Origin of the sequence: Roseomonas sp. OT10 (assembly GCF_020991085.1) — a bacterium.
GTDB lineage: Bacteria > Pseudomonadota > Alphaproteobacteria > Acetobacterales > Acetobacteraceae > Roseomonas > Roseomonas cutis.
Window position 1 is genome coordinate 2662571 of record NZ_CP087719.1, and the last position, 24854, is coordinate 2687424.

The 24854-nt window shown below is 71.5% G+C and carries 23 protein-coding genes; 15 read left to right on the top strand and 8 right to left on the bottom strand.

Annotated features, from left to right (window positions below; genetic code table 11):
* Positions 1-52: 52 nt before the first annotated feature.
* The 6 genes from LPC08_RS12255 to LPC08_RS12280 all read left to right on the top strand — a co-directional run bounded on the left by LPC08_RS12255 (position 53) and on the right by LPC08_RS12280 (position 5888).
* Complete coding sequence (locus LPC08_RS12255) at positions 53-1222, top strand: diaminopropionate ammonia-lyase (RefSeq protein ID WP_230452944.1); 1170 nt, start codon at positions 53-55, stop codon at positions 1220-1222.
* A gap of 45 nt (positions 1223-1267) precedes the next feature.
* Positions 1268-2254 carry a Bug family tripartite tricarboxylate transporter substrate binding protein gene (locus LPC08_RS12260; protein WP_230452945.1) on the top strand — a complete coding sequence of 329 codons (987 nt, stop codon included), beginning with the start codon at positions 1268-1270 and terminating at the stop codon, positions 2252-2254.
* Positions 2255-2991: 737 nt separating this feature from the next.
* Positions 2992-3189 carry a hypothetical protein gene (locus tag LPC08_RS12265; protein WP_230448526.1) on the top strand — a complete coding sequence of 66 codons (198 nt, stop codon included), beginning with the start codon at positions 2992-2994 and terminating at the stop codon, positions 3187-3189.
* Between the two features lie 109 nt (positions 3190-3298).
* A complete protein-coding gene (locus tag LPC08_RS12270) occupies positions 3299-3889 on the top strand; it encodes a hypothetical protein (RefSeq protein WP_230448527.1) in 591 nt (196 codons plus the stop codon).
* Positions 3879-4958: a helix-turn-helix domain-containing protein gene (locus LPC08_RS12275; protein WP_230448528.1), complete on the top strand. Its 1080-nt coding sequence runs from the start codon at positions 3879-3881 to the stop codon at positions 4956-4958. The genes LPC08_RS12270 and LPC08_RS12275 overlap by 11 nt, the downstream gene beginning before the upstream one ends.
* A gap of 45 nt (positions 4959-5003) precedes the next feature.
* The gene (locus LPC08_RS12280) at positions 5004-5888 is read left to right on the top strand and encodes an IS1 family transposase (protein WP_230453070.1); all 885 of its coding nucleotides are present in this window, start codon (positions 5004-5006) and stop codon (positions 5886-5888) included.
* A 488-nt stretch (positions 5889-6376) separates the two neighbouring features.
* Here the strand turns inward: LPC08_RS12280 and LPC08_RS12285 are convergent, their stop codons facing one another.
* On the bottom strand, positions 6377-8068 hold the full coding sequence (locus tag LPC08_RS12285; protein ID WP_230448529.1) for a lipase family alpha/beta hydrolase: 1692 nt from the start codon (positions 8066-8068) through the stop codon (positions 6377-6379).
* Between the two features lie 107 nt (positions 8069-8175).
* A complete protein-coding gene (locus tag LPC08_RS12290; RefSeq protein ID WP_230448530.1) occupies positions 8176-9531 on the bottom strand; it encodes an ABC transporter substrate-binding protein in 1356 nt (451 codons plus the stop codon).
* 146 nt (positions 9532-9677) lie between these two features.
* Here LPC08_RS12290 and LPC08_RS12295 point away from each other — a divergent pair, with 146 nt between their 5' ends.
* From LPC08_RS12295 to LPC08_RS12310, 4 genes are all read left to right on the top strand, one after another.
* Positions 9678-10685, top strand: coding sequence for an NAD(P)H-quinone oxidoreductase (locus LPC08_RS12295; protein WP_230448531.1), 1008 nt, complete (start codon positions 9678-9680; stop codon positions 10683-10685).
* Positions 10686-10728: 43 nt separating this feature from the next.
* Positions 10729-11616, top strand: a complete 888-nt coding sequence (locus tag LPC08_RS12300) for a DMT family transporter (RefSeq protein ID WP_230448532.1) — start codon at positions 10729-10731, stop codon at positions 11614-11616.
* A gap of 4 nt (positions 11617-11620) precedes the next feature.
* A complete protein-coding gene (locus LPC08_RS12305; protein ID WP_230448533.1) occupies positions 11621-12409 on the top strand; it encodes an alpha/beta fold hydrolase in 789 nt (262 codons plus the stop codon).
* Between the two features lie 156 nt (positions 12410-12565).
* Positions 12566-12823 carry a hypothetical protein gene (locus LPC08_RS12310; protein WP_230448534.1) on the top strand — a complete coding sequence of 86 codons (258 nt, stop codon included), beginning with the start codon at positions 12566-12568 and terminating at the stop codon, positions 12821-12823.
* 87 nt (positions 12824-12910) lie between these two features.
* Here the strand turns inward: LPC08_RS12310 and LPC08_RS12315 are convergent, their stop codons facing one another.
* Positions 12911-14083, bottom strand: a complete 1173-nt coding sequence (locus tag LPC08_RS12315; protein WP_230448535.1) for a 4-hydroxybenzoate 3-monooxygenase — start codon at positions 14081-14083, stop codon at positions 12911-12913.
* Between the two features lie 349 nt (positions 14084-14432).
* A complete protein-coding gene (locus LPC08_RS12320; protein ID WP_230448536.1) occupies positions 14433-15830 on the bottom strand; it encodes a nucleobase:cation symporter-2 family protein in 1398 nt (465 codons plus the stop codon).
* A gap of 273 nt (positions 15831-16103) precedes the next feature.
* Between LPC08_RS12320 and LPC08_RS12325 the strand changes: the two genes are divergently transcribed.
* The 3 genes from LPC08_RS12325 to LPC08_RS12335 are packed head-to-tail and all read left to right on the top strand — an operon-like array spanning position 16104 to position 19047.
* The gene (locus LPC08_RS12325; protein ID WP_230453071.1) at positions 16104-17369 is read left to right on the top strand and encodes a M16 family metallopeptidase; all 1266 of its coding nucleotides are present in this window, start codon (positions 16104-16106) and stop codon (positions 17367-17369) included.
* The gene (locus LPC08_RS12330) at positions 17366-18712 is read left to right on the top strand and encodes a TldD/PmbA family protein (RefSeq protein ID WP_230448537.1); all 1347 of its coding nucleotides are present in this window, start codon (positions 17366-17368) and stop codon (positions 18710-18712) included. The genes LPC08_RS12325 and LPC08_RS12330 overlap by 4 nt, the downstream gene beginning before the upstream one ends.
* A 38-nt stretch (positions 18713-18750) precedes the next feature.
* Positions 18751-19047: a putative quinol monooxygenase gene (locus LPC08_RS12335; RefSeq protein ID WP_230448538.1), complete on the top strand. Its 297-nt coding sequence runs from the start codon at positions 18751-18753 to the stop codon at positions 19045-19047.
* Between the two features lie 49 nt (positions 19048-19096).
* Here the strand turns inward: LPC08_RS12335 and LPC08_RS12340 are convergent, their stop codons facing one another.
* Positions 19097-20284: an alpha-hydroxy acid oxidase gene (locus LPC08_RS12340; RefSeq protein ID WP_230448539.1), complete on the bottom strand. Its 1188-nt coding sequence runs from the start codon at positions 20282-20284 to the stop codon at positions 19097-19099.
* Positions 20285-20434: 150 nt separating this feature from the next.
* Here LPC08_RS12340 and LPC08_RS12345 point away from each other — a divergent pair, with 150 nt between their 5' ends.
* Entirely contained in the window at positions 20435-21199 is a 765-nt protein-coding gene (locus LPC08_RS12345; RefSeq protein WP_230448540.1) for a FadR/GntR family transcriptional regulator, read from the top strand.
* Between the two features lie 69 nt (positions 21200-21268).
* Here the strand turns inward: LPC08_RS12345 and LPC08_RS12350 are convergent, their stop codons facing one another.
* A complete protein-coding gene (locus LPC08_RS12350; RefSeq protein ID WP_230448541.1) occupies positions 21269-22867 on the bottom strand; it encodes an ABC transporter substrate-binding protein in 1599 nt (532 codons plus the stop codon).
* 119 nt (positions 22868-22986) lie between these two features.
* Here LPC08_RS12350 and LPC08_RS12355 point away from each other — a divergent pair, with 119 nt between their 5' ends.
* A complete protein-coding gene (locus tag LPC08_RS12355) occupies positions 22987-23982 on the top strand; it encodes a Tim44 domain-containing protein (protein ID WP_230448542.1) in 996 nt (331 codons plus the stop codon).
* 81 nt (positions 23983-24063) lie between these two features.
* On the opposite strand, the gene LPC08_RS12360 is transcribed toward LPC08_RS12355, so the two are convergent.
* A complete protein-coding gene (locus tag LPC08_RS12360) occupies positions 24064-24348 on the bottom strand; it encodes a YMGG-like glycine zipper-containing protein (protein ID WP_230448543.1) in 285 nt (94 codons plus the stop codon).
* 21 nt (positions 24349-24369) lie between these two features.
* Positions 24370-24783 (bottom strand): Rap1a/Tai family immunity protein, encoded by a 414-nt coding sequence (locus LPC08_RS12365; protein ID WP_230448544.1) that lies wholly within the window; start codon positions 24781-24783, stop codon positions 24370-24372.
* Between the last annotated feature and the right edge of the window lie 71 nt (positions 24784-24854).

The window sequence follows — 24854 nt, forward strand, 5'->3', positions numbered from 1 at the left end:
GCGGGTCCGGGGCGCCCTGGCCGGGCCGGGGGGCGGATGCGATAGGAGCGGGATGATCCCCGCCCTTCCCTTCCGCCTGCACCTGAACCAGCGTCACGGCATCCCCGGCACCGTCGTGCTGCCGGACTCGGCCTATCGCCGGGCACGCGCGGAGATCGCGGGCTGGCCCGGCTACGCCCCCACCCCCCTGCTGTCCCTGCCCGAGGCGGCGGAGGCGGCCGGCGTCGCCAGCGTCGCCTACAAGGACGAGGGGGGGCGCTTCGGCCTCGGCTCCTTCAAGGCGCTGGGCGGGGCCTTCGCCGTGGCCCGGGTGGTTACCCATGCCTTGGCGCGCGAGGGGGTGGCCGCCTCCGCTACCTCGGCCGAGCTGGAAGCCGGGGCCTTCGCCGAGGCGACGCGGCGGATCACCGTGACCTGCGCCACCGATGGCAATCACGGCCGCTCCGTCGCCTGGGGCGCACGCCGCTTCGGGGCGCGCTGCGTGATCTTCGTCCATCCGGCGGTCAGCGCCGGCCGGCGCGACGCCATCGCCCGCTGGGGCGCCGAGATCCGCGAGGTGGCCGGCAACTACGACGACGCGGTGCGGGCCGCGTCCGAGGCGGCCGCCCGCGAGGGGTGGTTCGTCGTCTCCGACACCTCCTGGCCCGGCTATACCGAGGTGCCGCGCGACGTGATGCAGGGCTACCGGCTGATGGCGGAGGAGGCGCTGGCCGCCCTGCCCGCCCCGCCCACCCACGCCTTCGTGCAGGGGGGCGTGGGCGGCGTGGCCGCCGCCGTCTCCGTCCAGCTGCGGGCCAGTGGCGCCACGGGAACGCGGCTGGTGGTGGTGGAGCCGGAGCAGGCCGCCTGCCTGCTGGCCAGCGCCGAGGCCGGCCATGCCGTGACCGTCGGCGGGGAGCTGGACACGCTGATGGCGGGCCTGGCCTGCGGCGAGCCCTCCCTCCTCGCCTGGCAGGAGCTGGAGCGGGCGGCCTGTGCCTTCATGGCCGTGCCGGACGCCGCCGCGGTGGCCTGCATGACGGCCCTGGGGCGCCGGACACCGCGCGTCGTAGCGGGGGAGAGCGCCGTGGCCGGGCTGGCCGGGCTGCTGCTGGCGGCCTGGGATCCGGCGGCACGGGCGGCGCTGCAACTGGGACCGGACAGCCGCGTCCTGGTGTTCGGAACGGAGGGCGCGACCGATCCGGCCGCGTACGAGACGCTGACAGGGCTTTCCCCGGCATGAAGGAATCCTCATCTATAGGACCCTGAACGTCCTGGGAGACAGCCGATGACCCATCGCCGCCACCTTCTCGCCGCCGGCGCCGCCCTGGCCGGGGCTCCGCTGCTGCCACGGGCGGCGGTGGCGCAGGGAAGCTGGCCCACGCAGCCGGTGCGCCTGGTGGTCCCCTTCGCGGCCGGCGGCCCCACCGACATCCCGGCCCGGCTGATCGCCGACGAGCTGTCTAAGGCCCTGCCGCAGCGGGTGGTGGTGGAGAATCGCACGGGCGCCGGCGTGGTGGTGGGCTCGGACGTGGTGGCCAAGGCGGCGCCCGATGGGCAGACCCTGCTCTACACGACGATCGCCCATGCGGCGCTGCGGGCGATCTTCCCGAAGCTGCCCTTCGACCCGATCGCGGATTTCCAGCCGGTGGTGCTGACCGGCGTCATCCCGATGCTGATGATGGTCAACAAGGACTTCCCGGCGAACACGCTGCAGGAGGTCATCGAGGTCTTCCGCAAGAATCCGGGCAAGTTCGACTACGCCTCCACCGGCAACGGCGCCGCCCTGCATCTGGCGACCGAGCTGTTCCTGAAGCAGGCGGGCGGGCTGAAGGTGAACCACGTGCCCTATCGCGGCTCGGCCGCCGCCATGCCGGACCTGCTGAACGGCACGGTGGTGCTGATGCTGGACGTCGCCAACAACGCCCTGCCCTTCGTGCAGCGCGGCGAGGTGAAGGGCATCGCCATCTCCTCGATGGAGCGCCTGCCGCAACTGCCGAACCTGCCCACCTTCAACGAGGCGGGCGTGCCGGGCTACGAGGCCTATACCTGGCACATGGTCTTCGCCCCGGCGGGCACCCCGGCCCCGGTCGTGCAGACGATCAACCAGGCGGTGAACAAGGTGATGGCGATGGACAGCGTGAAGCAGCGCCTGTCCGACCTGACCATGACCACGCGCTCCGACACCACGCCCGAGACGGCGAAGAAGTGGCTGATGGACGAGATCGCCAAGTGGGAGCCGATCATCAAGGAAGCCGGCATCAAGGCCGACTGACACCGACGGTAGGACGCCTCGATCCGCGCCGGCGTGGTGCCCGTGGCCCGGGGGCAAGGCTCTGCCTCGCCCCCGTACCCCCACTCCGCCAGGACCCTGCGGGCCCTGGACCCGATCAACGCTGCCGCGGGACAGCCTGACACGGCGTCGAGGCGCCGAGGAGCATTGCTCCTCGGCCGCCACAGGCTCGGTGCCCGCGGACGCCCTCTGAAGCTTTTTCAGAGTCCCGCCTGTCCGCGCGCTCCCTGGGTGCAGCCCGCAGGCTGACGCTCACCGGAAGTACCAGACTCCCAGCGGGGACCGGGGCCCGCTTGTGGCCCCGGCAGGGGAGGGTCTGGGAGGGGACGGCGTCCCCTCCCGGTCCACCGCAGGAACATCATAGCACGACCGGTCAGGGCATCACGCTATCGGCCATGACAGGTAGTGTCTCAGTTTGAAATCGGCTGACCGCAGATAGTCCGCTCGCGCCAGCCACTTCACCCCGATATGCTTACCGCCAAGCACGAGCGGAGATGGGGATGCACCACAAGCGGAAGAAACCTAAGAGTGCGCGCGCCGGCTGCCTGTTGTGCAAGCCGCATAAGGCCAACGGCTGCTGCCCGAGGCACCACGACATGAGGTTTGGGAACCGACGTCGCTACGAGGGTGTCCGAGAACAACTGCGGTGCGTCGGTTCATCACCGGAGCAAGGCTGAGCCATGGCCAAGGGACCGAGGGGCGAGAAGCGACCCGCCGACGTGATCGGCAACGCGGTGCGGGTGATGCGGATTGCGACGGGGGAGGAGGCAGAGGACGTGCCGCCCGCGCCCGTGAAGGACGAAGCCGCCGCCGCGATGGGGCGCAAGGGCGGGAAGGCGCGGGCGGACGCGATGACGCCTGAGCGACGGGCGGAAATCGCACGGAAAGCGGCGGCGGGGCGGTGGAACCGAGAGTAAGCATCTGAAATAAATGAAAAAACTTGGATATTCTGAATAAAATCTGAATGAGACTTCCCTTCCTTACCGGGTCATGTCACCATCTGCTCCGCACCTGGAGCGGAGACCGATGCATACCGACGACGACGCCCGGAGGGCTTTCGGGCACCTCTTCGACCCGATCTTCGAGTGCGTGACCGAAGGCGTGCGGGACTACTACCGCGATCATCCGCACGTGAACCACAAGCACCGTCCAGGGACGCGGAAGAACGTCGTTCGCGACTACATCGTGTATCGGTTGCGCGCGGCGCTGAGCGGCGTGACGAGCGTCCACGTCTTTGAGAAGAACGGGACCGTCAACTTCGGAATGAACAGCGAATTTCTCGGGCGGGTGAACGCCCTTGGCGAGAGCTTCGCGGCGGCTCTCGGCCACACGAACGCATCCCTGGCATTCCAAGAGAACAACCCCGCCGGGGCCGGGCTTGGCGCGGGCTTCGAGGCTGCAACCTGCATCCGTCTTGGGTATCTGCCGCTCCCGGCCGTCCCGATGGAACCGCGAGTGTTCATCACCTGCCCCCACGGTCGCCAGAACGCTTGGTTCATTGAGCTTCGGCGGGCTGAGGGTGCGATGGTGGTTCCCGGCCCGATGCCGCCGCCGGACGATTTCGAGGACTTGGTGGAGGTCATCCCCGACCCCATGCGGAAGGGCGATGCTGAATAAAGGCTTCAACCCGGACATGCTCCTGATCGCGCGCTACGCGCGGGGGCTGTCACAAGAGGAGGCGGCGGCCCGCGCGCGTGGGCTGTCGCAGCCGACGTATTCGCGCATCGAAGCCGGGTTGCGCGCGCCCTCCCCTACTGAAGTCGAGGCCATCGCGGCGGCCGTTAGCGTCAGAAAGTCGTTCTTCTTCCACCCGTTCCGGCGCCGCCCGATGCCGGCGCTGTTCCATCGCAAGCGACAGAAGCTCACCAACCGCGAGTGGGAGCGTATCTTCGCGCGCGCCGAAATCCGGCGCATCTGCATCGCCAAGCTCCTCGACGCCGTGCGCCTGACCCAGAAGCGCCCTGAGCCGCCCCTGATGGAGCCGTCAGAGGACCGTGATGCCACCGCCATCGCAGCGGCAATCCGCCAGCTATGGCTTCTCCCGCGCGGTCCCGTGCCGGATGTGACGCGGCTTCTAGAGTCGTCCGGGGTGATCGTGGTGCCCTTCGACTTTGAAACGGACTTGATTGATGGGTTCAGTGAACGTGTGCAGGATAACCTGCCACCCATAGTATTTGTGAACTCCAGGCAGCCGAAAGACAGGCTTCGTTTCACGCTTCTGCATGAGCTTGGTCATATCGTAATGCATAGGCTTCCACGTCCTGAAATGGAGGAGGAGGCAAATGAGTTTGCGGCCGAGTTTCTGATGCCAAGTGCGGACATAGCGCCTGACCTATTCAACACCACTCTCGACCATCTTGCCTTGCTTAAGGGCAAATGGCGGGCCTCGATCAAGTCAATGGTGATGGCGGCGAAGCGGCTTAACAGGCTTTCCGATACTGAATACGAAGCACGCTTCCGCGAGCTGAATCGTCGTGGCTGGAGAGTTGAGCCGTTCCCTCTACCCGATGACATCGAGGTTCCACGCATCGTTCCCCAGTTAGTGACGGCTCATACCAAATCTCTCGGATTCTCTGCCGAGGACCTGAGCAAGACGTTCGGGTTGCCGATTTCCGATCCCGAAAGCGTCGTGCCGCCCCCAACCACCCCGCCGGAACCGAAGCTGCGCCTGATCGTTAATAACTGAACTTTATGCTTGACGCTAAGCATGGGAGCGATCATCATGCGGGGCATGAACAAGCTCCCGTCCGCGAAGCGCGCCGCGATCCTGACGATGCTCTGCGAGGGTGCCTCCATGCGGTCCGTCTCCCGCATGGCCGACGTGTCCATCAACACCGTGTCGAAGATGCTGGCGGACGCGGGCATGGCCTGCGCCGCGCACCACGGCGCCACGGTGCGGGGCGTGAAGGCCAAGCGGGTCCAGTGCGACGAGATTTGGTCCTTCTGCTACGCCAAGCAGAAGAACGTCGCGACCGCCAAGGCCGCGCCGGAAGAGGCGGGCGACGTGTGGACGTGGACCGCCCTGGACGCCGACAGCAAGCTCATCGTGAGCTACCTCATCGGCGGGCGTGACGCGGGCTACGCGGCGGCCTTCATGGACGATGTGGCAGACCGCCTCGCCAACCGGGTGCAGCTCACCACCGACGCCCACAAGCCCTACCTCACAGCTGTCGAGGGCGCATTCGGCGCCGATGTGGATTACGCCATGCTGGTGAAGCTCTATGGCGCCTCGCCCGAGAGCGCGAAGGGCCGCTACAGCCCGGCGGAGTGCGTAGGCATCCGCAAGGCTCGCGTGGAAGGGCGCCCCGACCCGGCGCACGTCTCCACGTCCTACGTCGAGCGGCAGAACCTGACGATGCGGATGCACATGCGGCGGTTCACGCGGCTGACGAACGCGTTCTCGAAGAAGGTCGAGAGCCACGCCCACATGGTCGCGCTCTACACCTGCTGGTACAACTTCGTCCGCATCCACAAGACGCTCCGCTGCACGCCCGCTATGGCGGCCGGGCTGACGGATCGGCTGTGGAGCATGGCCGACGTGGTGGCGCTGATTGACGCCCGCGAGGCGCCCCCGGCCAAGCGTGGCTCCTACAAGCCGCGGCAGAAGGCAGCATGATGCTGTCCCGAGTGAATTGGCGACGTGGTTCCTTCCGGACTTGGGTGGTTCTCAGCGCCCTCTGGTTGGGCTTCGTGGCTCTATCCGTGGCACTTGGCCGTGGCCCAGTGATTCGCTTACCGCATCCATTCCCGCCCCCCTTCCGTCCTTCGACCGACTCAATCTTCTTGGAAGAATACGGAGAGGTATTTTACGTGTGGCTTGGCTGCGTAAGGCTCTCGCCCCAAGAGTTTTGGACCCTTGTGGTCCCGGGGCCACCGATCCTCCTCGCCCTTCTCCTCGCCGGCCTTGGCTGGATCGTAGCTGGTTTTCAGCGCCCAAATTCAAACTGAGACACCACCCCATGACACGGCCGGTCGCATCACCGCCTTCGCCGCGCCCGGGACGCCCAGGCGCGGCGTCCGGCGGTTGGGCGTCGCGCACGGGCGGGTCCAAGGCGGCCGCCGCGCGTGACCATGCATCCGGGAGGCCCGGCGTCCCCTCCCGGTTCAGCCGGTTTCCGGCACCATGGCGAAACGCAGGCCCAGGGTCGCCTCGAAGCCGGTGCCGTCGATCTCGAACTCCCAGTGGGCCGGATCCGCGCGGTCGGGCTGCCTCATGGACAGCCGCTGGTTCGGGTCGGTGAAGTCCTCGCCGGTGTGCAGCACCATCTCGCGCAGCATCAGCCGTTCGATGTCGTCGAAGATCGCCCGCACGTAGTACTGCTTGCGGTAGACGACATTGTCGGAGAAGCCGATCCCGAAGCTGTCGCGCTCGCCGACATAGAAGTCCAGCCGGATCACCACGTCGTCCGGATGCGCCGGGTCCGGTGCCGGCAGCGGCTTGGGCGGGCCGCCGGACGCCAGGACCCCGGGCCCGCGGGCGGTGGTGTCCAGCCAACCTTCCCAGATCACGCGCTGCCCGCCTGCTCCATCCGCCCAGCCGAAGACGGGGTCGGACTCGCTCATGTCCTCGCTGGCGAAGGGGCCGTAGCAGTTCTCCGCCTCGGCGCTCTGGTGGAACAGCTCGAAATCCACCCGGCGCGGCTTGATGCTGACGCCGAAGAAGAACTCGCTCTTGCCGAACAGGTCCTTGCCCCGCTTGATCTTCGCGCGGACCAGGTTGAGCGTGACCTTGACGTTGCCGAAGAAGAAGCGCGTCGCCGCCTCGAAGGCCTCGCGCGAGGTGACGAGCGAATCCGGGCCGCCATGGCACTTGTGCACGAAGGTGCGCGGCGCCCCGGGAAGCTGGGCATAGGCCTGCTTCACCAGCCCGTCGCTGCGGTTGTAGGTGGCGCCGAACTCCCCCGCGACCGAGAAGGCGCGGTTCAGCCAGCTCGCCACCACCGGGCCATAGGTGCGGTAGTTGGTGCCGACCACGGTCAGCAGTCGGTCCGGCGGGAAGTGGTTCGCGAAGTTGCGGAAGCCGACCGGGTTGTCCACGGCGGCCTGCGTTTTCGGGTTGAACTGCTCCAGCTCCTGCGCGGCGGAGATGCCGATCCACTCCTGCAGGATCTGGAAGGAGATGCCCTGGTGCGGCGTGCCCAGCGTGACGATCTTGTTGATCTCCGTGCGCGGGTCGATGGCCGTCCCGTCATCCGACGGATAGGCCCGCTGGATGGCCTCGCGCACGATCAGGCCGCCCATCGAATGCGCGATGATGTTCACCTTGGGCGCCGTGCCGTGCTTGACCTCCGCCAGGCGGCGGATGAAGCGGATCAGGCGCTTCAGCGCCTCCCCGTAGCGCCTGAAGTCGTCCCGGTCCTCGAGGTCGTAGTAGCGGAACACCCAGAGCGTCCGCAGCGCGTTCGACGGCGATTGCAGCAGCCCCAGCGCCACACCGGGATCGATGACGACCTTGTGGCCGGTGAAGAGATCCAGCTCGAACCGCTCCAGGATCTCCGCCGGGATGGTCGTCTTGTCGCGCTCGACGGGCGAGCTGTAGTAGCCGACGACGTTGGTCGCGTCGTTGTAGGTCCAGCGCGACTTCATCAGCCGCAGCACCAGCCCTTCGTAGATGTAGTTCTCGCCGCGCTTCTGCGGGTAGACGGTGCCGTCGTTGAAGCCCTGATAGGCGATCCGCTGCTCGTCCTTGACGCCCAGCCCGCCGAAGCCGCGCACCAGGATGATGGGCTGCTCCCGGCGCGTCGGCGCCTCCGGGCCCGGGGCCGCCCGCAGCCCGCCTTCCGCCGATGACGACATGCCCCGCCCCTCCTGGACCAGTGCCCGGCCGGATTGTTGCTATGGATGAACGATTTGGTCCACAGGGGATCGGCGGGCGCTGCGCGGGGGGAAGCGGGGTTGGCGGGCTACCCCATCCGGTCGCGCAGCTCGGCCACCGCCGCCAGGGGCGGCGCCACGGTCACCTGCCGCCCCCCCTGCCATTGCATCAGGTAGGGCCGGGCGCGCGTGTTCTGACCCGCCTCGTCGAAGCGCGCGCCCCAGCCATTGGCCAAGGTGCCCTCCGGGAGGTCCAGGGCCAGCATGGCGGCCCGGACGCGGTCGCGTTCGACCGACCCGGCACGCTGCACCGCCTCCAGGAAGGCCTGGGTGCCGACATAGCTGGAGAGGCTGTGGCCCGAACGCGGCTCGGCGCCGTAGCGGCGCTTGTAGGCCTCGGCGAAGGGCCGGGCGCCGGGCGCCGCGGCGTCGTTCACCGCGAAGGGCGTGAAGTCGACGTTCAGCGTCCCCTCGAAATCCGCCCCCACCGCCCGAGCGGTGTCGCTCAGGCTGTAGCCGGCGCCGGCGCCGATCACCATGCGCGGCCGCCAGGCGACCTCGCGCATCGCGCGGTAGAGCAGCACCACCTCGCCGGGATAGCCGCTGTGCAGCACCACCTCCGCCTCCACCCCGCGCAGGCGTTGCACGAAGGCGGCCAGGCCATCGGGCCGCGACGGGTAGGAGAGCTTCTCCACCGGCGGCATGCCGCGCTCGCGCAGCCGCGCCTCCTGGAAGCCGGACACGCTTTGGCCGTAGAGCCCATCCTCGAACAGGATGGCGACCCGAGGCACCATCCGCGCGACCGGGCCGTCGGCGGGGGCGAGGGCGCGGGCCCAGGCATCGGCCAGCATCTCCACCGCCTCGACCGAGACGCGCGCGAAGTCGGAGGCGCGCGGACAGGCGCGGAACAGGCCGCGCAGCCCGCGCTCCGTGATGGGATCGGCGATCGAATCCAGCTCGAAATACGGCAGCCCCTGCCCGTCCACCACCTGGGAGGCGGCGGAAGCGAGGGCGGAGGCGCTGGTCCCGAGGACGGCCACCACCTTCTCGCTGCCGGTCAGTCGGCGTGCCTCGGCCACCGCCCGGGAGGCGTCGCCGACATCGGCCTTCACCAGCCGCACCGGGCGGGTGAGCAGGCCCCCCGCCCCGTTGCACTCGTCCACGGCCATCTCCAGCCCGCGGAAGCTCTCGTCGCCCAGCAGCGCCAGCGGCCCGGTGAAGGGGAAGAGGGCGCCCAGGCGCAGCTCGTTGCGCCCGTCGCCGCCCTGCGCCGGCGGCGCCGGCACCTGGGCCAGCACGGCCGGCGCCGCACCGGGCACGGCGCGGAGGGCGCTCAGGAGGGCGAAGCCGCCCAGCAGCGGGCGGCGCGCGACATGTTGGATGCGACGGATTCCGGCCTCCCCGGACAGCACCATGCGGCAGGCGCCGGCGAAGCCCGGATGCAAGCGGATGCGCTTCCCGGGCGCAACCCCGGAGCCGCACCCTCGCCTTCCGGCGGACCCGCCGCCTTGACGCCCCCGGGCGGGCCGACGACCTTGCCGCGCTCCGCCGGCCCCTCCCCGGGCCGGCCGCCGCCTTCAGGGAGGATCGCATGGCCGCGCTGCCAGACCGCATGACCTATGTCGCGCATGGCCAGGGCGGCGCGCCCGAGGTGCTGCACCTCGCCACCGGGCCCGTCCCGGTGCCGGCATCCGACGAGGTGCTGATCCGCGTGCTGGCGGCCGGGGTGAACCGGCCGGACGTGGCGCAGCGCCAGGGCAACTACCCGCCGCCCCCCGGCGCAAGCCCGATCCTGGGCCTGGAGGTCGCGGGCGAGGTCGTGGCCTGCGGCGACGCCGTGTCGCGCTGGACGGTCGGGGACCGGGTCTGCGCCCTGACCAATGGCGGCGGCTATGCCGAATACTGCGTGGCGCCGGAGGCGCAGTGCCTGCCCTGGCCGGAGGGCTACGACGCTGCCCGCGCCGCGGCGCTGCCGGAGAACGTCTTCACCGTCTGGGCCAACCTGTTCGGCCACGGCCGGCTGGCGGCGGGCGAGACGGCGCTGGTGCATGGCGGCACCTCGGGGATCGGCGTCACCGCGATCCAGCTCGGCGCGGCCTTCGGGGCGCGGATGCTGGCCACCGCCGGCAGCGCGGAGAAGGTGGCGGAATGCTTGCGCTTCGGCGCGGCCGCGGCCTTCGACTACAAGACCCAGGACTTCGTCGAGGAGGTCCGCAAGATCGCCGGCAAGGGCGGTATCGACGTGGTGCTGGACATGGTCGGCGCACCGTATTTCGAGCGCAACCTGCGCTGCCTCGGCATGGACGGGCGGCTGGTGATCATCGCCTTCCTCGGCGGGCCACAGGCCGACAGCGTGGACCTGCGCCCGATCATGGTCCGGCGGCTGACCGTCACCGGCAGCACCATGCGCCCGCGCACCACCGCGCAGAAGGGCGCGATCGCCCAGGCCCTGGAGCAGAAGGTCTGGCCGCTGCTGGCCCAGGGGCGCTGCGCCCCGCACATCCACGCCACCTTCCCCCTCGCTGAGGCCGCGCAGGCCCATGCGCTGATGGAGAGCAGCGCGCATGTCGGCAAGATCCTGCTGACGGTGGGATCGTGAGGCCCCGGCCGGCGCCGCCCTGCGCCGCCCCGGCCGGGGCGGCGTGACCCCGCCGCCCGCAGCCGATCGGCTGCGCTGGGCGGATCTGCGGCTGCTGCTGCTGGCGGTGGTGCTGTTCGGCGGCGTCTGGCCGGTGACCAAGCACGCCCTGCGCGACGCCACGCCCGTCTGGTTCGCCGTCTCCCGCGCCGGGCTGGCGACGCTGGTGATCACGCTGCTGGTCCTGGCGCTGGGGCGGCTGCGCCGGCCCGGCCCGCGCGACTGGCCGGCGGTGCTGGCGGTGGGCTCCCTGCAGCTGGGAGCCTTCTTCGCGCTGACCCATCTCGCCCTGCCGCTGGTGCCGGCGGGGCGGACGGCGGTGCTGTCCAACGTCACCATCATCTGGCTGGTGCCGCTCTCCGTGCTCCTGCTGGGCGAGCGGCTGCCGCCGCGGCGCTGGGCGGCGGCCGGGCTGGGGCTCGCCGGCGCGGCCGTGCTGGTCGGCCCCTGGGCGGTGGACTGGAGCGATCCCCGCGCCCTGGGCGGCAATGCCCTGCTGCTGCTGGCGGCGCTGTGCTGGAGCCTGGCCATCGTCATCACCCGCCTCCGGCCGCCCCACCGCCCCATGCTGGAGCTGCTGCCCTGGTGCTTCGGCCTGGGCACCCTGCTGCTGGCGGCGCTGGCCCTGCTGCGCGAGCCGGGCGGCGGCATCGGCCCGGGCGCCTGGCCGCACGCCGCCTTCATCGGCTTCGTCGCCGCGCCGCTGGGGACCTGGAGCGTGATCGAGGCGGGGCGGCGGCTGCCCGGCGCCGTCGCATCGGTCGGCTTCATGCTGGTGCCTGCGCTGGGGCTGGCGGGGGCGGCGCTCTGGCTGGGCGAGCCGATGGGCTGGGACGTGTGGCTGGGGGCGGCGCTGATCCTGGGCAGCGTGCTGCTGGCGGTGGGAGGATAGGGCGATGCGTCTGAACGTGACGGAGTCGGGCCCGCAGCAGGGGGTCGGGGCCCCGGCGGTGGTTCTGCTGCACGGGCTGTTCGGCCAGTCGCGCAACTTCGCGACGCTGCGCGAGGCGCTGTCCGACCGCCACCGGGTCCTGGCGCTGGACCTGCGCGACCATGGCGACAGCCCCCACGCGCCGGTCGAGGGGTATGGCGCCATGGCGGCCGACGTGGCGGAGACCCTGGCGGCGCTGGGTGCGGAAGGGGCGGCCGTGATCGGCCATTCCATGGGCGGGAAGGTCGCCATGCGGCTGGCGCTGGACCATCCCGCCGCCCTGTCGCGCCTCGTCGTCTCCGACATCGCGCCGGTGCCCTACGCACCCGCCTTCCGCGGCCATGCCGCCGCGATGCAGGCCCTGCCGCTGCACCCCGGCCTGACCCGGCGGGAGGCCGATGCCGCCCTGGCCGGCGCGGTGCCGGAGGCAGGGGTGCGGGCCTTCCTGCTGCAGAACCTCGACTTCGCCGCCCCGCGCTGGAAGATCGGGCTGGCGGAGATCGCCGCCGGCCTGCCGGAGATCGAGGGCTGGGAGGCGCCGGCGGGCGCCCGCTGGGACGGCCCGGTGCTGGTGGTGCGCGGCGGGCGCAGCCCCTATGTCCGGCCGGAGCACGAGCCCCTGTTCACCGCCCTTTTCCCGCGGGCCCGCTTCGCGGTGGTCGAGAAGGCGGGGCACTGGATCCATGCCGAGGACCCGGCCGGCTTCCTGGTGGCGATCCGGCCCTTCCTGGAGCCGGGCGGCCCTGCCGCCTGAGGCCGGCCGCCGTGCCCTGCCGGCCACGGCGGGGTGTCCTTCGCAGCCCGGTCGAGCAAACATGTGTAACGGGCTGCAAACGTGTCTCGCCCCCCTGTTGCCGCCGCCCGGCGCGCATGCAAAGCAGCGCGCCTCATCCTTTGGAGGGGAGAGCGCATGAGGGCCATCGCAGCGGTGGTGTTGGTGATCCTGGCCGGCTGTGCCGAGAAGCCGCCAGTGGTGGCGGGCCCGTCCGACCCGGCCGAGCCCTTCCGGCCCGCCTGCCGCGAACGCTGGCAGACGACCTTCGCCATCGAGAAGTGCGCGCAGGACGCGCTGGAGGCCTCTCGCGGCGGTTCGGCCACGGCCGTCCCGGCGGCGGCCCCGCCGGCCCCGGCCGCGCCCCCCGCGGCACCGGCCGCCCGCCGCCGCTGATCCCGGCCGCCCTGCCCGGACGGGGGGCAGGGCGCGGGGAACGACCCCCGCGTGGCACCCAGCGGAGAGGCTCCGCCGGGCGCCGCGTCACCGCAGCGGGAGCCCCGCGTAGTTCTCCGCCAGCACCTGCTGGGCGGCATGGGACGAGAGCACCATGTCGAGCTCTGCGCGCTGCCGCCGCGCATCGAAGGGACTCACCTCCTCGAAGCGGTGCATCAGCGAGGTGAACCACCAGGAGAAGTGCTGCGCCCGCCAGACCCGGCGCGTGGCGGTCGCGGAATAGCCATCGAGCCCCGCCGTGTCGTTGCGGCGGAAGAAGTTCTCCAGGGCGCGCGCCAGCACCACCACGTCGGCCACCGCCAGGTTCAGCCCCTTCGCCCCGGTGGGCGGCACCGTGTGCGCCGCGTCGCCCGCGATGAACAGGCGCCCGTGCTGCATCGGCTCGCAGACGAAGGAGCGCATGGGCACGATGTTGCGCTGGAAGATCTCGCCCTCCTTCAACCGGAACCCGTCCCCGGCCACGCGGGCCTGCAGCTCGGCCCAGATCCGGTCGTCGGACCAGTTGTCCACGCGGTCGTTCGGGTCGCACTGGAAGTACATGCGCTGCACCGTCTCCGAGCGCGTGCTGATCAGCGCGAAGCCGCGGTCGTGGCGGGCGTAGATGAGCTCGTGCGCCGAGGGCGGGGCCTTGGCCAGGATGCCGAACCAGCCGAAGGGATAGATGCGCAGGTACTCCTGCCGCACCGACTCCGGGATCGCCTGGCGGCAGATGCCGTAGGAGCCGTCGCAGCCCGCGACGACGTCGCATTCCAGCGACTGCGGCCGCCCCTCGGCATCCGTGTAGCGGATGACGGGGGAGCCGGTGACGTCGTGGACGCTGGTGTCGCGCACGCCGAAGGCGATCTTGCCGCCATCCTCCAGCCGCCTGGCGATCAGGTCCTTCAGCACCTCGTGCTGGGCATAGACGGTGACGCTGCGGCCGCCGGTCAGGCCGCGCAGGTCGATGCGGTGCCCCTCCCCGTCCACGCGCAGCTCGAACCCGCCATGCTCGAAGCCTTCCCGCTTCAGCCGGTCGCCGACGCCCGTCTCGACCATCAGGTCCACGGTGCCCTGCTCCAGCACCCCCGCGCGGATCGTGGCCTCGATCGCTTCCCGGGTGCGGGTCTCGACCACCACCGAATCGATGCCCTGGAGGTGCAGGAGATGGGAGAGCATCAGCCCGGCGGGGCCTGCTCCGACGATGCCGACCTGCGTTCGCATGAACCGCTTCTCCCTGATGCGGGCTGCCTCGTCCCGCTGTTTCGTCTTATATCATACAGTATGATACCAAACAATCAATAGGTCGTAACGGCCTGCTCCGGCCGCCACGCAGCCTGCCCTGGTGCCGGGCCCGGTTCCAGCACGATCCTACCCGGTTTCCCCTGCATCCGCCGCGAATGCTCCGGCCGCCTGCTCGAAGGGCGGGTGCGCGTCTCCGGACGCCGCCCTCCCCGGCGAACCGCTCCGGGCCGGCGAAGGACGCGCGCTGGCCCCGTGCCGCGGGCCAGGGGGAAGCCTTACCCGGGCAACAGGGCCGAAGGCGGGTCAGGCCCGCCCCCGGGCTGCGCCGTCAGACGTGCTCGGCCGCCGCGGCGGCGGCCGAAGCCTCTCGCCGGGCATGGGCCTGGCTGCCCACCCCGTTGAAGAAGGCGTTCAGCAGGACGGAGGCGATGGCGGCCAGCAGGATGCCGGATTCCAGCAGCGGGTGCAGGGCATGCGGCAGGTTGCGGAAGAAGTTCGGCGCCACCAGCGGGATCATGCCGAAGCCCACCGAGACGGCGACGACGAACAGGTTGTGGCTGTTGGTGCGGAAGTCGACATTGGCCAGGATGCGCGCCCCGGTCGCCGCGACCATGCCGAACATCACCAGCCCGGCGCCGCCCAGCACCACCTGCGGCACCGCCTCCACCAGGGCGGCCATCTTCGGCAGCAGCCCCAGGATCAGCATGATGACGCCGCCCGCGACGGTCACCCAGCGGGAGCGCACCCCCGTCACCCCCACCAGCCCGACATTCTGGGAGAAGGAGGTGTAGGGGAAGGTGTTGAAGATGCCGCCCAGCAGCGTGCCCAGCCCGTCGGCGCGCAGGCCGCGGGTCAGGTCTTCCTGGGTGATGCGCTTGCCGGTGATGTCGCCCAGGGCCAGGAACATGCCCAGGGATTCGATCATCACCACGATCATCACCACGCACATGGTGGCGATGGGGACGAGGTGGAACTGCGGCATCCCGAAATGGAAGGGCAGGATCACGTCGAACCAGGCGGCGCTGGCCACCTTCTCGAAATGCATCACCCCCAGCAGCGTCGCGAGCACCGACCCGGCGACGATGCCAAGCAGCACGGCGACGTTGGCCAGGAAGCCGCGGCCCCACTTGATCAGCGCCAGGATCACCAGCAGCACGAAGAGCGCGATGCCGAGGCCGGTGAGCTGGGCGTAGTTCGGGTTGGCCATCTGCATCGGCACCCCGTCCACCACCCGGGTCAGCATCGGCAGCCCGCCGCCGGCCCAGTTGATGCCCACCCGCATCAGGGAGATGCCGATCACCAGGATGATCGTCCCCGTCACCACCGGCGGGAAGAGGGGCAGCAGCCGGCTGACGAAGGGGGCGACCGCCACGCCGAAGACGCCCGCCGCGATGACCGAGCCGTAGATGCCCAGCAGCCCGATGTCGGGCGTCGCGGCCATGGAGAGCATCGGCCCCACCGCGGCGAAGGTCACGCCCATCATCACCGGCAGGCGGATGCCCACCCCGGGCAGGCCCAGGCACTGCACCAGGGTCGCCAGGCCACAGGCGAAGAGGTCGGCGCTGATGAGGAAGGCCACCTCCTCGGGCCGCAGGTTGAGCGCCCGGCCGATGATCAACGGCACGGCGACCGCCCCGGCGTACATGACCAGAACATGCTGCAGGGCGAGCGGGATCAGCCGGGGAAGCGGGATGGGCTCATCGACCGGATGGATGGTGGCTGACATGGGTTACGAGGGTCCTTCCCGCGCGGCGGGCCCGCCCTTCCGAAACCCCGGCACCGCGCCGGCCGGCCCAAGCAATTCCCGAGCCAGATCGATGCCAAAGCGTCAGGAGCCCCTGGCCCCGGCGGGGCGGCGGCGATCCCGCCGCAGCCATGCGCGGACAGGTCGCAGCCGAGGCGGTTCGCGCCTACATTGGGGCGGACAAACCCCCTCCGGGCAGCCGGGTCCGGCCCGCCCCACCCTGGAAAGACCGCCCCGCACCCCATGACCGACGCCGTGACCGATGCCGTGCGCCTGACGCGCCTCCCCAACGGCCTGACCGTGGTCTCCGACACCATGCCCCGGGTGGAGACCGTCTCCATCGGCGCCTATGTCCATGCCGGCACCCGCGACGAGCGGGCGGAGGAGAACGGCGTCTCCCACTTCCTGGAGCACATGGCCTTCAAGGGCACGGAGCGCCGCGACGCCGCCGCCATCGCCCGCGAGATCGAGGATGTGGGCGGCCACCTGAACGCCTACACGGCGCGGGAGAACACCGCCTACTACGCCAAGGTGCTGAAGGACGACCTGCCGCTGGCGGCGGACATCCTGGGCGACATCCTGACCCATTCCACCTTCGCCCCCGAGGAGGTGGAGCGCGAGCGCGGCGTGATCCTGCAGGAGATCGGGCAGGCCAACGACACGCCCGACGACATCGTCTTCGACCACTTCCAGGCCACCGCCTATGGCAGCCAGGCGATGGGCCGCCCCACCCTGGGCCCCTCGGAGATCATCGAGGCGATGCCGCGCGACACGCTGCGCGCCTACATGCGCCGCCACTACGGCCCCTCCCGCATGGTGGTCGCGGCGGCCGGCGCGCTGGAGCACGGGGCGCTGGTGGAGATGGTCGGGCGCCACTTCGCCGACCTGCCCACCCCCGAGGCGCACGAGGCCGAGCCCGCGCGCTACACCGGCGGCGAGTTCCGCGAGGAGCGGGACCTCGACCAGGTCCATGTCGTGCTGGGCTTCCCCGGCCCCGGCTATGCCGACCCGATGCACTACCCGACCATGCTGCTCTCCGGCCTGCTGGGCGGCGGCATGTCCTCCCGCCTATTCCAGGAGATCCGGGAGAAGCGGGGCCTCGTCTATTCCATCTACTCCTTCCACTCCCCCTTCCGGGACGGCGGCATGTTCGCCGTCTATGCCGGCACGGGCGAGGACCAGGCGGCCGAGCTGGTGCCGGTGACGCTGGAGGAGCTGCGGCGCGTCCAGCACGACGTGACGGAGGAGGAGCTGAACCGCGCCAAGGCACAGCTCCGCGCGTCCCTGCTCATGTCCCTGGAATCCACCGGCAGCCGCTGCGAGCAGCTCGCCCGCCAGTTGCAGGTGCATGGTCGGATCATCCCCGTCGAGGAGACCAAGGCGAAGATCGCCGCCGTGACCGTGGAGCAGGTGCAGCGCGCCGCCGCCCTGGCCTTCCGGGGCGCCCCGACCCTGGCCGCCCTCGGCCCCGCCGGGAAGGTGCCCGGCCTGCCGGCCATCGCGGAGACGCTGGCGGCATGAGCGGCGACGGCCTCTCCCGCGGGACCCCCTCCCGCTTGGGCGACCTCGTGGCCGCCGCCCGCGCGGCCGGGGCGGATGCGGCGGATGCGCTGCTGGCGCAGGGCATGGCGCTCTCCGTCGCCCGGCGGCTGGGCAAGGTGGAGAAGGTGGAGCGGGCGGAGGGGCTGGACCTCGGCCTGCGGGTCTTCGTCGGCCGGCGGCAGGCGATCGTCTCGACCACCGACCCGGACCCGGCCGGCTTCGCCGCCCTGGCGGAGCGCGCCGTTGCCATGGCCCGCGCCGTGCCGGAGGACGCCTTCGCCGGGCTGCCCGAAGCGGTGCGCTTCGATCCGCCCGAGCTCGACCTCGCCGACCCGGCCGAGCCCGATGTCGCCGCCCTGACCGACCGTGCGGCGGCGGCGGAGGAAGCGGCGCTGGCGGTCGCCGGCGTGACCAATTCCGAGGGCGCCGAGGCCGGCTGGTCGCGCAGCGCCGTGACCCTCGTCGCCTCCAACGGCTTCGCCGGCCAGTATGCCCGGACGGGGCACAGCATCTCCGTCACCGCCCTGGCCGGGAGCGGCACGGGAATGGAGCGGGACTACGACTGGTCCTCCACCGTCCACCTTTCCGACCTGGAGGACCCCGCGGCGCTGGGCCGCGCGGCCGGCGAGCGGGCGGTGCGGCGGCTGAACCCGACCCGCCCGGCGACGGCGCGCCGGCCCGTGGTCTACGACCCGCGCGTGGCCGGCTCGCTGCTGGGCCACCTCTCGGCGGCGATCAACGGGGCGGCGGTGGCGCGGGGCACCACCTTCCTGGCCGGGAGGCTGGGCGAGGCGGTGATGGCGCCGGGGATCACCGTGCGCGACGACCCGACCCGGCCGCGCGGCCTGCGCTCCCGCCCCTTCGACGGCGAGGGCCAACCCGGCCGGCCGCGCGCCGTGGTGGAGGGGGGCGTGCTGACCACCTGGTTCCTCGACAGCCGCACCGCCCGGCAGCTCGGCCTCGCCACCACCGGCCATGCGTCGCGCGGGGTGTCGGGCCCGCCCTCCCCCGCCCCCAGCAACCTGTGGCTGGAGCCCGGAAGCATGTCCCCGGCCGAGCTGATGGCGGACATCGCCGAGGGGATCTACGTGACCGAGCTGATCGGCATGGGGGTGAACGGCCTGACCGGCGACTACAGCCGCGGCGCGGCGGGCTTCATGATCCGCAACGGCGCGCTGGCGGAGCCGGTCAGCGGCCTGACCATCGCCGGCACCCTGCCGCAGATCTTCCTGGCCATGACCCCGGCGAACGACCTTCGCTTCCGCCGTGGCACGGACAGCCCCACGGTGCGGGTGGACGGGTTGACGATCGCCGGGGGCTGAGCGCCCCCTCCTTCCTCCGACACGGAGGAAGAGTCGTCATGACGGACAAGGTGCGCGTGGTCGCGGAATCCTGGGCCAGGCCCGGCCAGGAGGAGGCGCTGCGCGCGGTGCTGCAGGCGGCGGTGGCGCCGACCGAGGCGGAGGCCGGCTGCCTCGAATACCGGCTGCACGAGGATCTGGCGCAGCCCGGCCACTTCGTGTTCGTCGAGGAGTGGGAGAGCGCCGAGACCCTCGCCGCCCATGGCAGGACGGCGCACATCGCCGCGCTGCGCGCCGGGGCCGCGCCGCTGCTGGCGAAGCCGATGGTGGTGACGAAGCTGCGCGCGGTGGGCTGATCGCGGCCGGCCGGCCCCCGGGGCCGCGCCCCGGGGGTGCCGGCCCCCGTCAGGCGGCGACCTGGCGCCCGCCGCCGGGCCGCACCACGTCGTCGGACTTCGGCTTGTACAGCACCTCCGACGTCACCTCGCGCACGTCGCGCGTGCCGGTGAGCGCCATCGAGACGTCCAGCTCCTTGCGGATGATGTTCAGCGCCTCGGTGACGCCCGCCTGCCCGCCGGCGGCCAGGCCGTAGAGCCAGGCCTTGCCGATCATGCAGCTCCTGGCGCCCAGGGCGAGCGCCTTCAGCACGTCCTGGCCGGAGCGCACGCCGCCGTCGAACATCACCTCGATCTTGTCGCCCACCGCCTCGGCGATGGAGGGGAGGACGGAGATGGAGGAGGGCGCGCCGTCGAGCTGCCGCCCGCCATGGTTGGAGACGACCAGCGCATCGGCGCCCGTATCGGCGGCGATCTTCGCGTCGTCCACGTCCAGCACGCCCTTCAGGATCAGCTTGCCCGGCCAGAGGGAGCGGATCCAGGCCACGTCCTTCCAGCTCAGCGAAGGATCGAACTGCCCGGCGATCCACTGGCTCAGCGTGGTGAGGTTGTTGCCGCCCTGGACGAACTCGGCGAGGTTGCCGAAGCTCTTGCGCTTGCCGCGCAGCACCTTCATCGCCCAGATCGGCTTGGTCGCCACGTCCAACGCGTTCCTCACCGTCAGCTTCGGCGGCACGGCGAGGCCGTTCTTGATGTCCTGGTGCCGCTGGCCCTGGATCTGGAGGTCGAGCGTCAGCACGAGCGCCGAGCACTTCGCCGCGATCGCCCGCTCCACCAGCGACTTCGCGAAGCCGCGGTCGCGCATGACGTAGAGCTGGAACCAGAAGGGCTTGTCCACCGCGCCCGCCACGTCCTCGATCGAGCAGATGGACATGGTGGAGAGGGTGAAGGGAATGCCGAAGGCCTGGGCCGCCCGCGCGCCCAGGATCTCGCCATCCGCGTGGAACAGGCCGGTCAGCCCGGTGGGGGCGATGGCCACGGGCATGCTCACCGGCTCGCCCAGCATGGTGGTGGAGAGGTTGCGGTCGGAGACGTCGATCATCACCCGCTGGCGCAGCTTCAGCGCCGCCAGATCCTCGCGGTTCGCGCGGTAGGTCGCCTCGTCATAGGAGCCGCGGTCGGCATAGTCGAAGATCGCGCGCGGGATGTTGCGCTTGGCGCGCTGGCGCAGGTCCTCGATGTTGGTGGCCGGCGGCATGGGCGATTCCTCCTGGCGACGCGGGGCCGGTGCGGGCCGGCACGAATTGGTTATATGTTTTTACCAATCCTGTCCATGGTCAAATCACTTACCCAAGACTACTCTCCGCATGCCCCGGCCTCGGCCGGGCCGCAGCGCCGGGAGACGACGATGCTCGAACCGATCCGCCCTCCTGCCCTGGCCGATCTCGTGGCGGAACGGCTGGAGCGGCTGATCCTGGAAGGCGCGCTGGGGCCGGGCGAGAAGCTCGCCCCCGAGCGGGAGCTGTCGGAGAAGCTGGGCGTCTCCCGCCCCTCGCTGCGCGAGGCGCTGGACCGGCTGGAGCGCAAGGGGCTGGTGGAGACCGGGCGCGGCGGCACGGTGGTGGCGCAGTTCCTCTCCCCCCTCGCCTCGCCGCTGGCCGCGCTGCTCAGCACCGACGGGCGCGTGGCGGAGGACTATTTCGAGTACCGCAGGCTGCTGGAGCCGCAGGCCGCGCAGCTCGCGGCCCAGCGCGCCACGCCGCCCGACCGCGAGGCCCTGGCCGACTGCCTGGCGCAGATGCAGGCGGCCCATACCGCCGCGGACCCGGCGGCCGAGGCTGCGGCCGATACGCGCCTGCACCTTCTGATCACCGAATCGTCGCACAACCTGGTCCTGCTGCACGTGCAGCGCGTCTTCTCCGACCTGCTCCGCGGCGGGATCCTGAGCAGCCGCGAGCAGTTCTTCCACCGCGACACGGTGCGCGACGCGCTGCTGGCGCAGCACCGCGCCATCGGCGAGGCGATCCTGGCCGGCCGGGCGGAGGCGGCCGAGGCGGCCATGCGCGAGCACATCGCCTTCACCGCCGCGGTCTTCCACGAGCTGCGGCAGCAGGAATCGCGCCTGTCGGAATCCCTGCGCAAGCTCGGCCGCGGCGAGATGCTCGCGGGCTGACCCGGCCCGCGCCGCACCCCGCGCGGCCTGCCGCGGCCGGGCGCCGGCGCCCGCCGGCCCTCTGGCGGGCTACTCCACGCGGACCTCGCGGACCTGCACCTGGTTGTCGGCGCGGTGGGCGACCTCCACGCCGCGGCGGACCCCCCAGGGGATCATGATGTGGTAGAGCGGGATATGGCCCAGCTCCGCATTGTGCAGGGCATGGGCCTCGCGGATCAGGCCGCGCCGCGTCTCTGCGTCCGGCTCGGCCTCCACCCGCCGCACCAGCTCGTCGAAGCGCGGATTCGACCAGCCGCCGGCATTCCAGGAGGAACTGCCGGCCATCCCGCGCGACGCCATGACGCCGCGCATGGTGTAGAGCGCGTCGAAGGTCGGCACGCCCCAGGACAGGCCGTAGAAGGTGGCCTCGCGCCGGGTCAGGCGGCCGAGGTAGATGGTGTTGGGCGTCAGGTTCAGGTTCACCCGGATGCCGACCTGGGCCAGCATCGCCGTCGCCGCCTGGCACGCCTCGTCATAGGTGCCGACGGGACAGTCCAGCGTGACGGAGAAGCCGTCCGGATAGCCCGCCTCCGCCAGCAGCCGCTTCGCGCGGTCGCGGTCGTAGGGCAGGCGCCGGTCCGTCTCCTCGCTCCAGCCGTTGACGAACTGGGTCCACATGGAGCCGGTGGGCACGGCCTGGCCGCGCAGGGTGCGGCTGCGCATCGCGTTCATGTCGATGGCATGGGCGATGGCCTGCCGCACCCGGAGATCCTTGAAGGGATTGCGCCCGCGCGCGTCGGAGCCGGGCAGCTCCTCCAGCTCCTGGTTCATGCCGAGGAAGACCGTGCGGTTCTCCTGCCCGTCCAGCACGCGCAGGTTGGGCTGGCGGCGGATGCGCTCCACGTCCTGGGCGGGCACGACATGCACCATGTCCACCTCGCCGGAGAGGAGGGCCGCCACCCGTGTCGCATCGGCATTCAGGATGATGTGCCGGTACTCGGCCACGTTGCCGCGACCGACGCCGGCCGCCGCCCCCCACCAGGCCGGGTTGCGCGCCATCACCGTGCGCTGGTCCACCTCCCGGCTCCGGATCGCATAGGGACCGGTGCCGTTGGCGTTGCGGGCGGCGAAGGTCTCCTCGCGCTGACCGAAATTCTGCGGCACCTGGGCGCGGTTCGCCTCGGCCCAGGCGCGCGAGACCATCAGCACCCGCGTCAGCTTGTCCGGCAGCGCCGCGTCGGGAACCCGGGTGACCAGGTCCACGGTCAGCCGGTCCACGGGCTCCGCCCGCTCCAGCGTGTCGACGTAGATGCCGTAGTTGCTCGTCGGCGCCTTGGCGCGGGCGATGGAGAAGGCCACGTCCTCGGCCGTGAAGGGCTCGCCGCCCTGGAAGCGCACCCCGTCGCGCAGGGTGAAGCGCCAGCGGGTCGGCTCCACCTGCCGCCAGGCGGTGGCGAGGCCGGGCTCCACCTTCAGGTCGTCGCCGCGGTTCACCAGCGGCTCGTAGATCTGGCCCACCACCAGATAGGTGAAGAGCGCGTTGGTCGCGTGCGGATCGAGCGTCGCCGCGTCCGAGCTGGTCGCCAGGCGGAAGACCTTGCCGACGGGCGCGGAGGCGGGTGCCTGGGCGGCGGCGGTCCCGGCCAGGAGGGCCAGGGCGGCGCAGGCAGCGGGCAGGCGTGGCGTCATGCCGGGGGGTGTCCTGGAGGAAGGGTTGGCGGGCGCAAGGTCCGGACCAGGGTGATGCAACCCGGGCCCACCTGCACTATATTACAGGCATGTCAGATTTCCTTCGGGAGCAACGATCCATGCGCCGTCCCCGCAAGCTCGGTGCGAGCCTGCTCGCCGCCTTCGCCGCGCTCGCCCTGGTGGGCCTGCCCATGGCAGCGGATGCGCGGCCGGGTGGTGGCTTCTCCTCCGGCAGCCGCGGCAGCCGGACCTACAGCGCCCCGCCCTCCACCCGCACCGCGCCGGGCGGCGGCGTCAGCAACTTCGACCGGACGGAGACGCCGCGTGGCGGCTTCGGGCAGACCGCCCCGGCGCAGCGGCCGAGCTACACCCCTGCCCCGGCCCGCGGCGGCCTGTTCGGCGGCGGCGGCTTCATGTCCGGCCTGATGGGCGGGCTGCTGGGTGCCGGGCTGGTCGGGATGCTGTTCGGTTCGGGCGCCTTCGGCGGTGCCGCAGGCTTCAGCGGCTTCCTGGGCTTCCTGTTGCAGATCGCCCTGCTGGTCGGCCTCGCCATGCTGGTGATGCGCTTCTTCCGTCGCCGCGCGGCCGAGGGCATGTCCCCGGCCATGGCCGGCGCCGCCCCCGCCGGCCGGGCCCCGCCGAACGCCTATGCCCGCGAGGCCATGGCGGGCGGCTCGGCAGGGGGCGGCATGGCCGCGGCCCGCAGCGCCCCGGTCCAGGTCGGGCAGGCGGATTTCCAGGCCTTCGAGCGGATGCTGGTGGACATCAACGCGGCCTGGTCGCGCGGCGACATGGCGACGCTGCAGCGCCTCGCCACCCCGGAGATGGCGCGCTACTTCGCCGGCGACCTGCAGGACCTCGCCGCCCGTGGCTGGAGCAACGAGACACGCGACGTCCGGCTGGAGTCCGGTGACTTGGCGGAGGCGTGGAACGAGCAGGGGCTGGACTACGCCACCGTGGCGATGCGCTTCTCGCTGGTCGACGTGACCCGCGACGCCCAGGGCCGCGTGGTGGAGGGCGATCCGGAGACGCGCCAGATGGTGACGGAGCTCTGGTCCTTCGTCCGCCGCCCGGGCCAGCCCTGGCGCCTCTCGGCGATCCAGCAGGCCCGCTGAGTCCGCGGCCTGCCGACAAAAGGAAAGCGGCCCGGTCCCCCGGGCCGCTTTTTTCATGACCGCCTGGGCCGGTGACGGGGTTCAGCGGCGGTTCTGGCGACCCTGCCGGTAGCCCTGCTCGAAGGCGCGGTCCTGGGCGCGCTGCGACTGGTCCCACAGGTAGCCGCCGGCGGCGCCGGCCCCCGCCCCGATCAGCGCGCCCCAGCCGGCATTGCCGCTGAAGGAACCGGCGATGCCGCCGATGGCGGCGCCCCCCAGGGCGCCCGTGCCGACCCGGCGCTGGCTGTCGTTCATGCCCTCGCAGGCCCCCAGCGACAGGGCCGCCAGCAGCGGCAGGGCAAGGCGGGTGGTGCGGATGCTCATCATGCTCCTCATCTCGGCCCCCCCTCAACGGCCACGGCGCGACGGCGCGGCCGCCGCGGGGCAGGGATAGGTGGCCTGGGCCCAGCGCAGCAGCCCGTCCAGCGGCGCTTCCGAGCCGTATTGCGGGTTCTGTCGCATCCACTGCCCGAAGGCGACGCCCGACTGCGCCACCGTCGGCGGCGGGTTGGGCAGGCAGAACAGCGGCGCCTGCCGCCCCCCCGCCGGGTGCAGCGCCGCATGGTACTGGCCCATCGCCGTCAGGTAGCCCTGGCAATAGGCAATGGCCTCCAGCCGGGGCACGCCCGTCGTCTCCGCCAGGCAGATGGCCCCAAGCTCCCCCGCCGTGGTCGCGGCGGTGGGCGTTCCGACCTGTGCCTGCGCGGGCGCGGCGAATCCCAGGGCGGCGGATAGCAGCGCCGCTCCACAGATCATTCGCATGGTGTCGCGTTCTCCCTGTTACCAACGGACGCCACGCTACGCCGGGGCCGCGGGTGCGCGAACCCCATCGA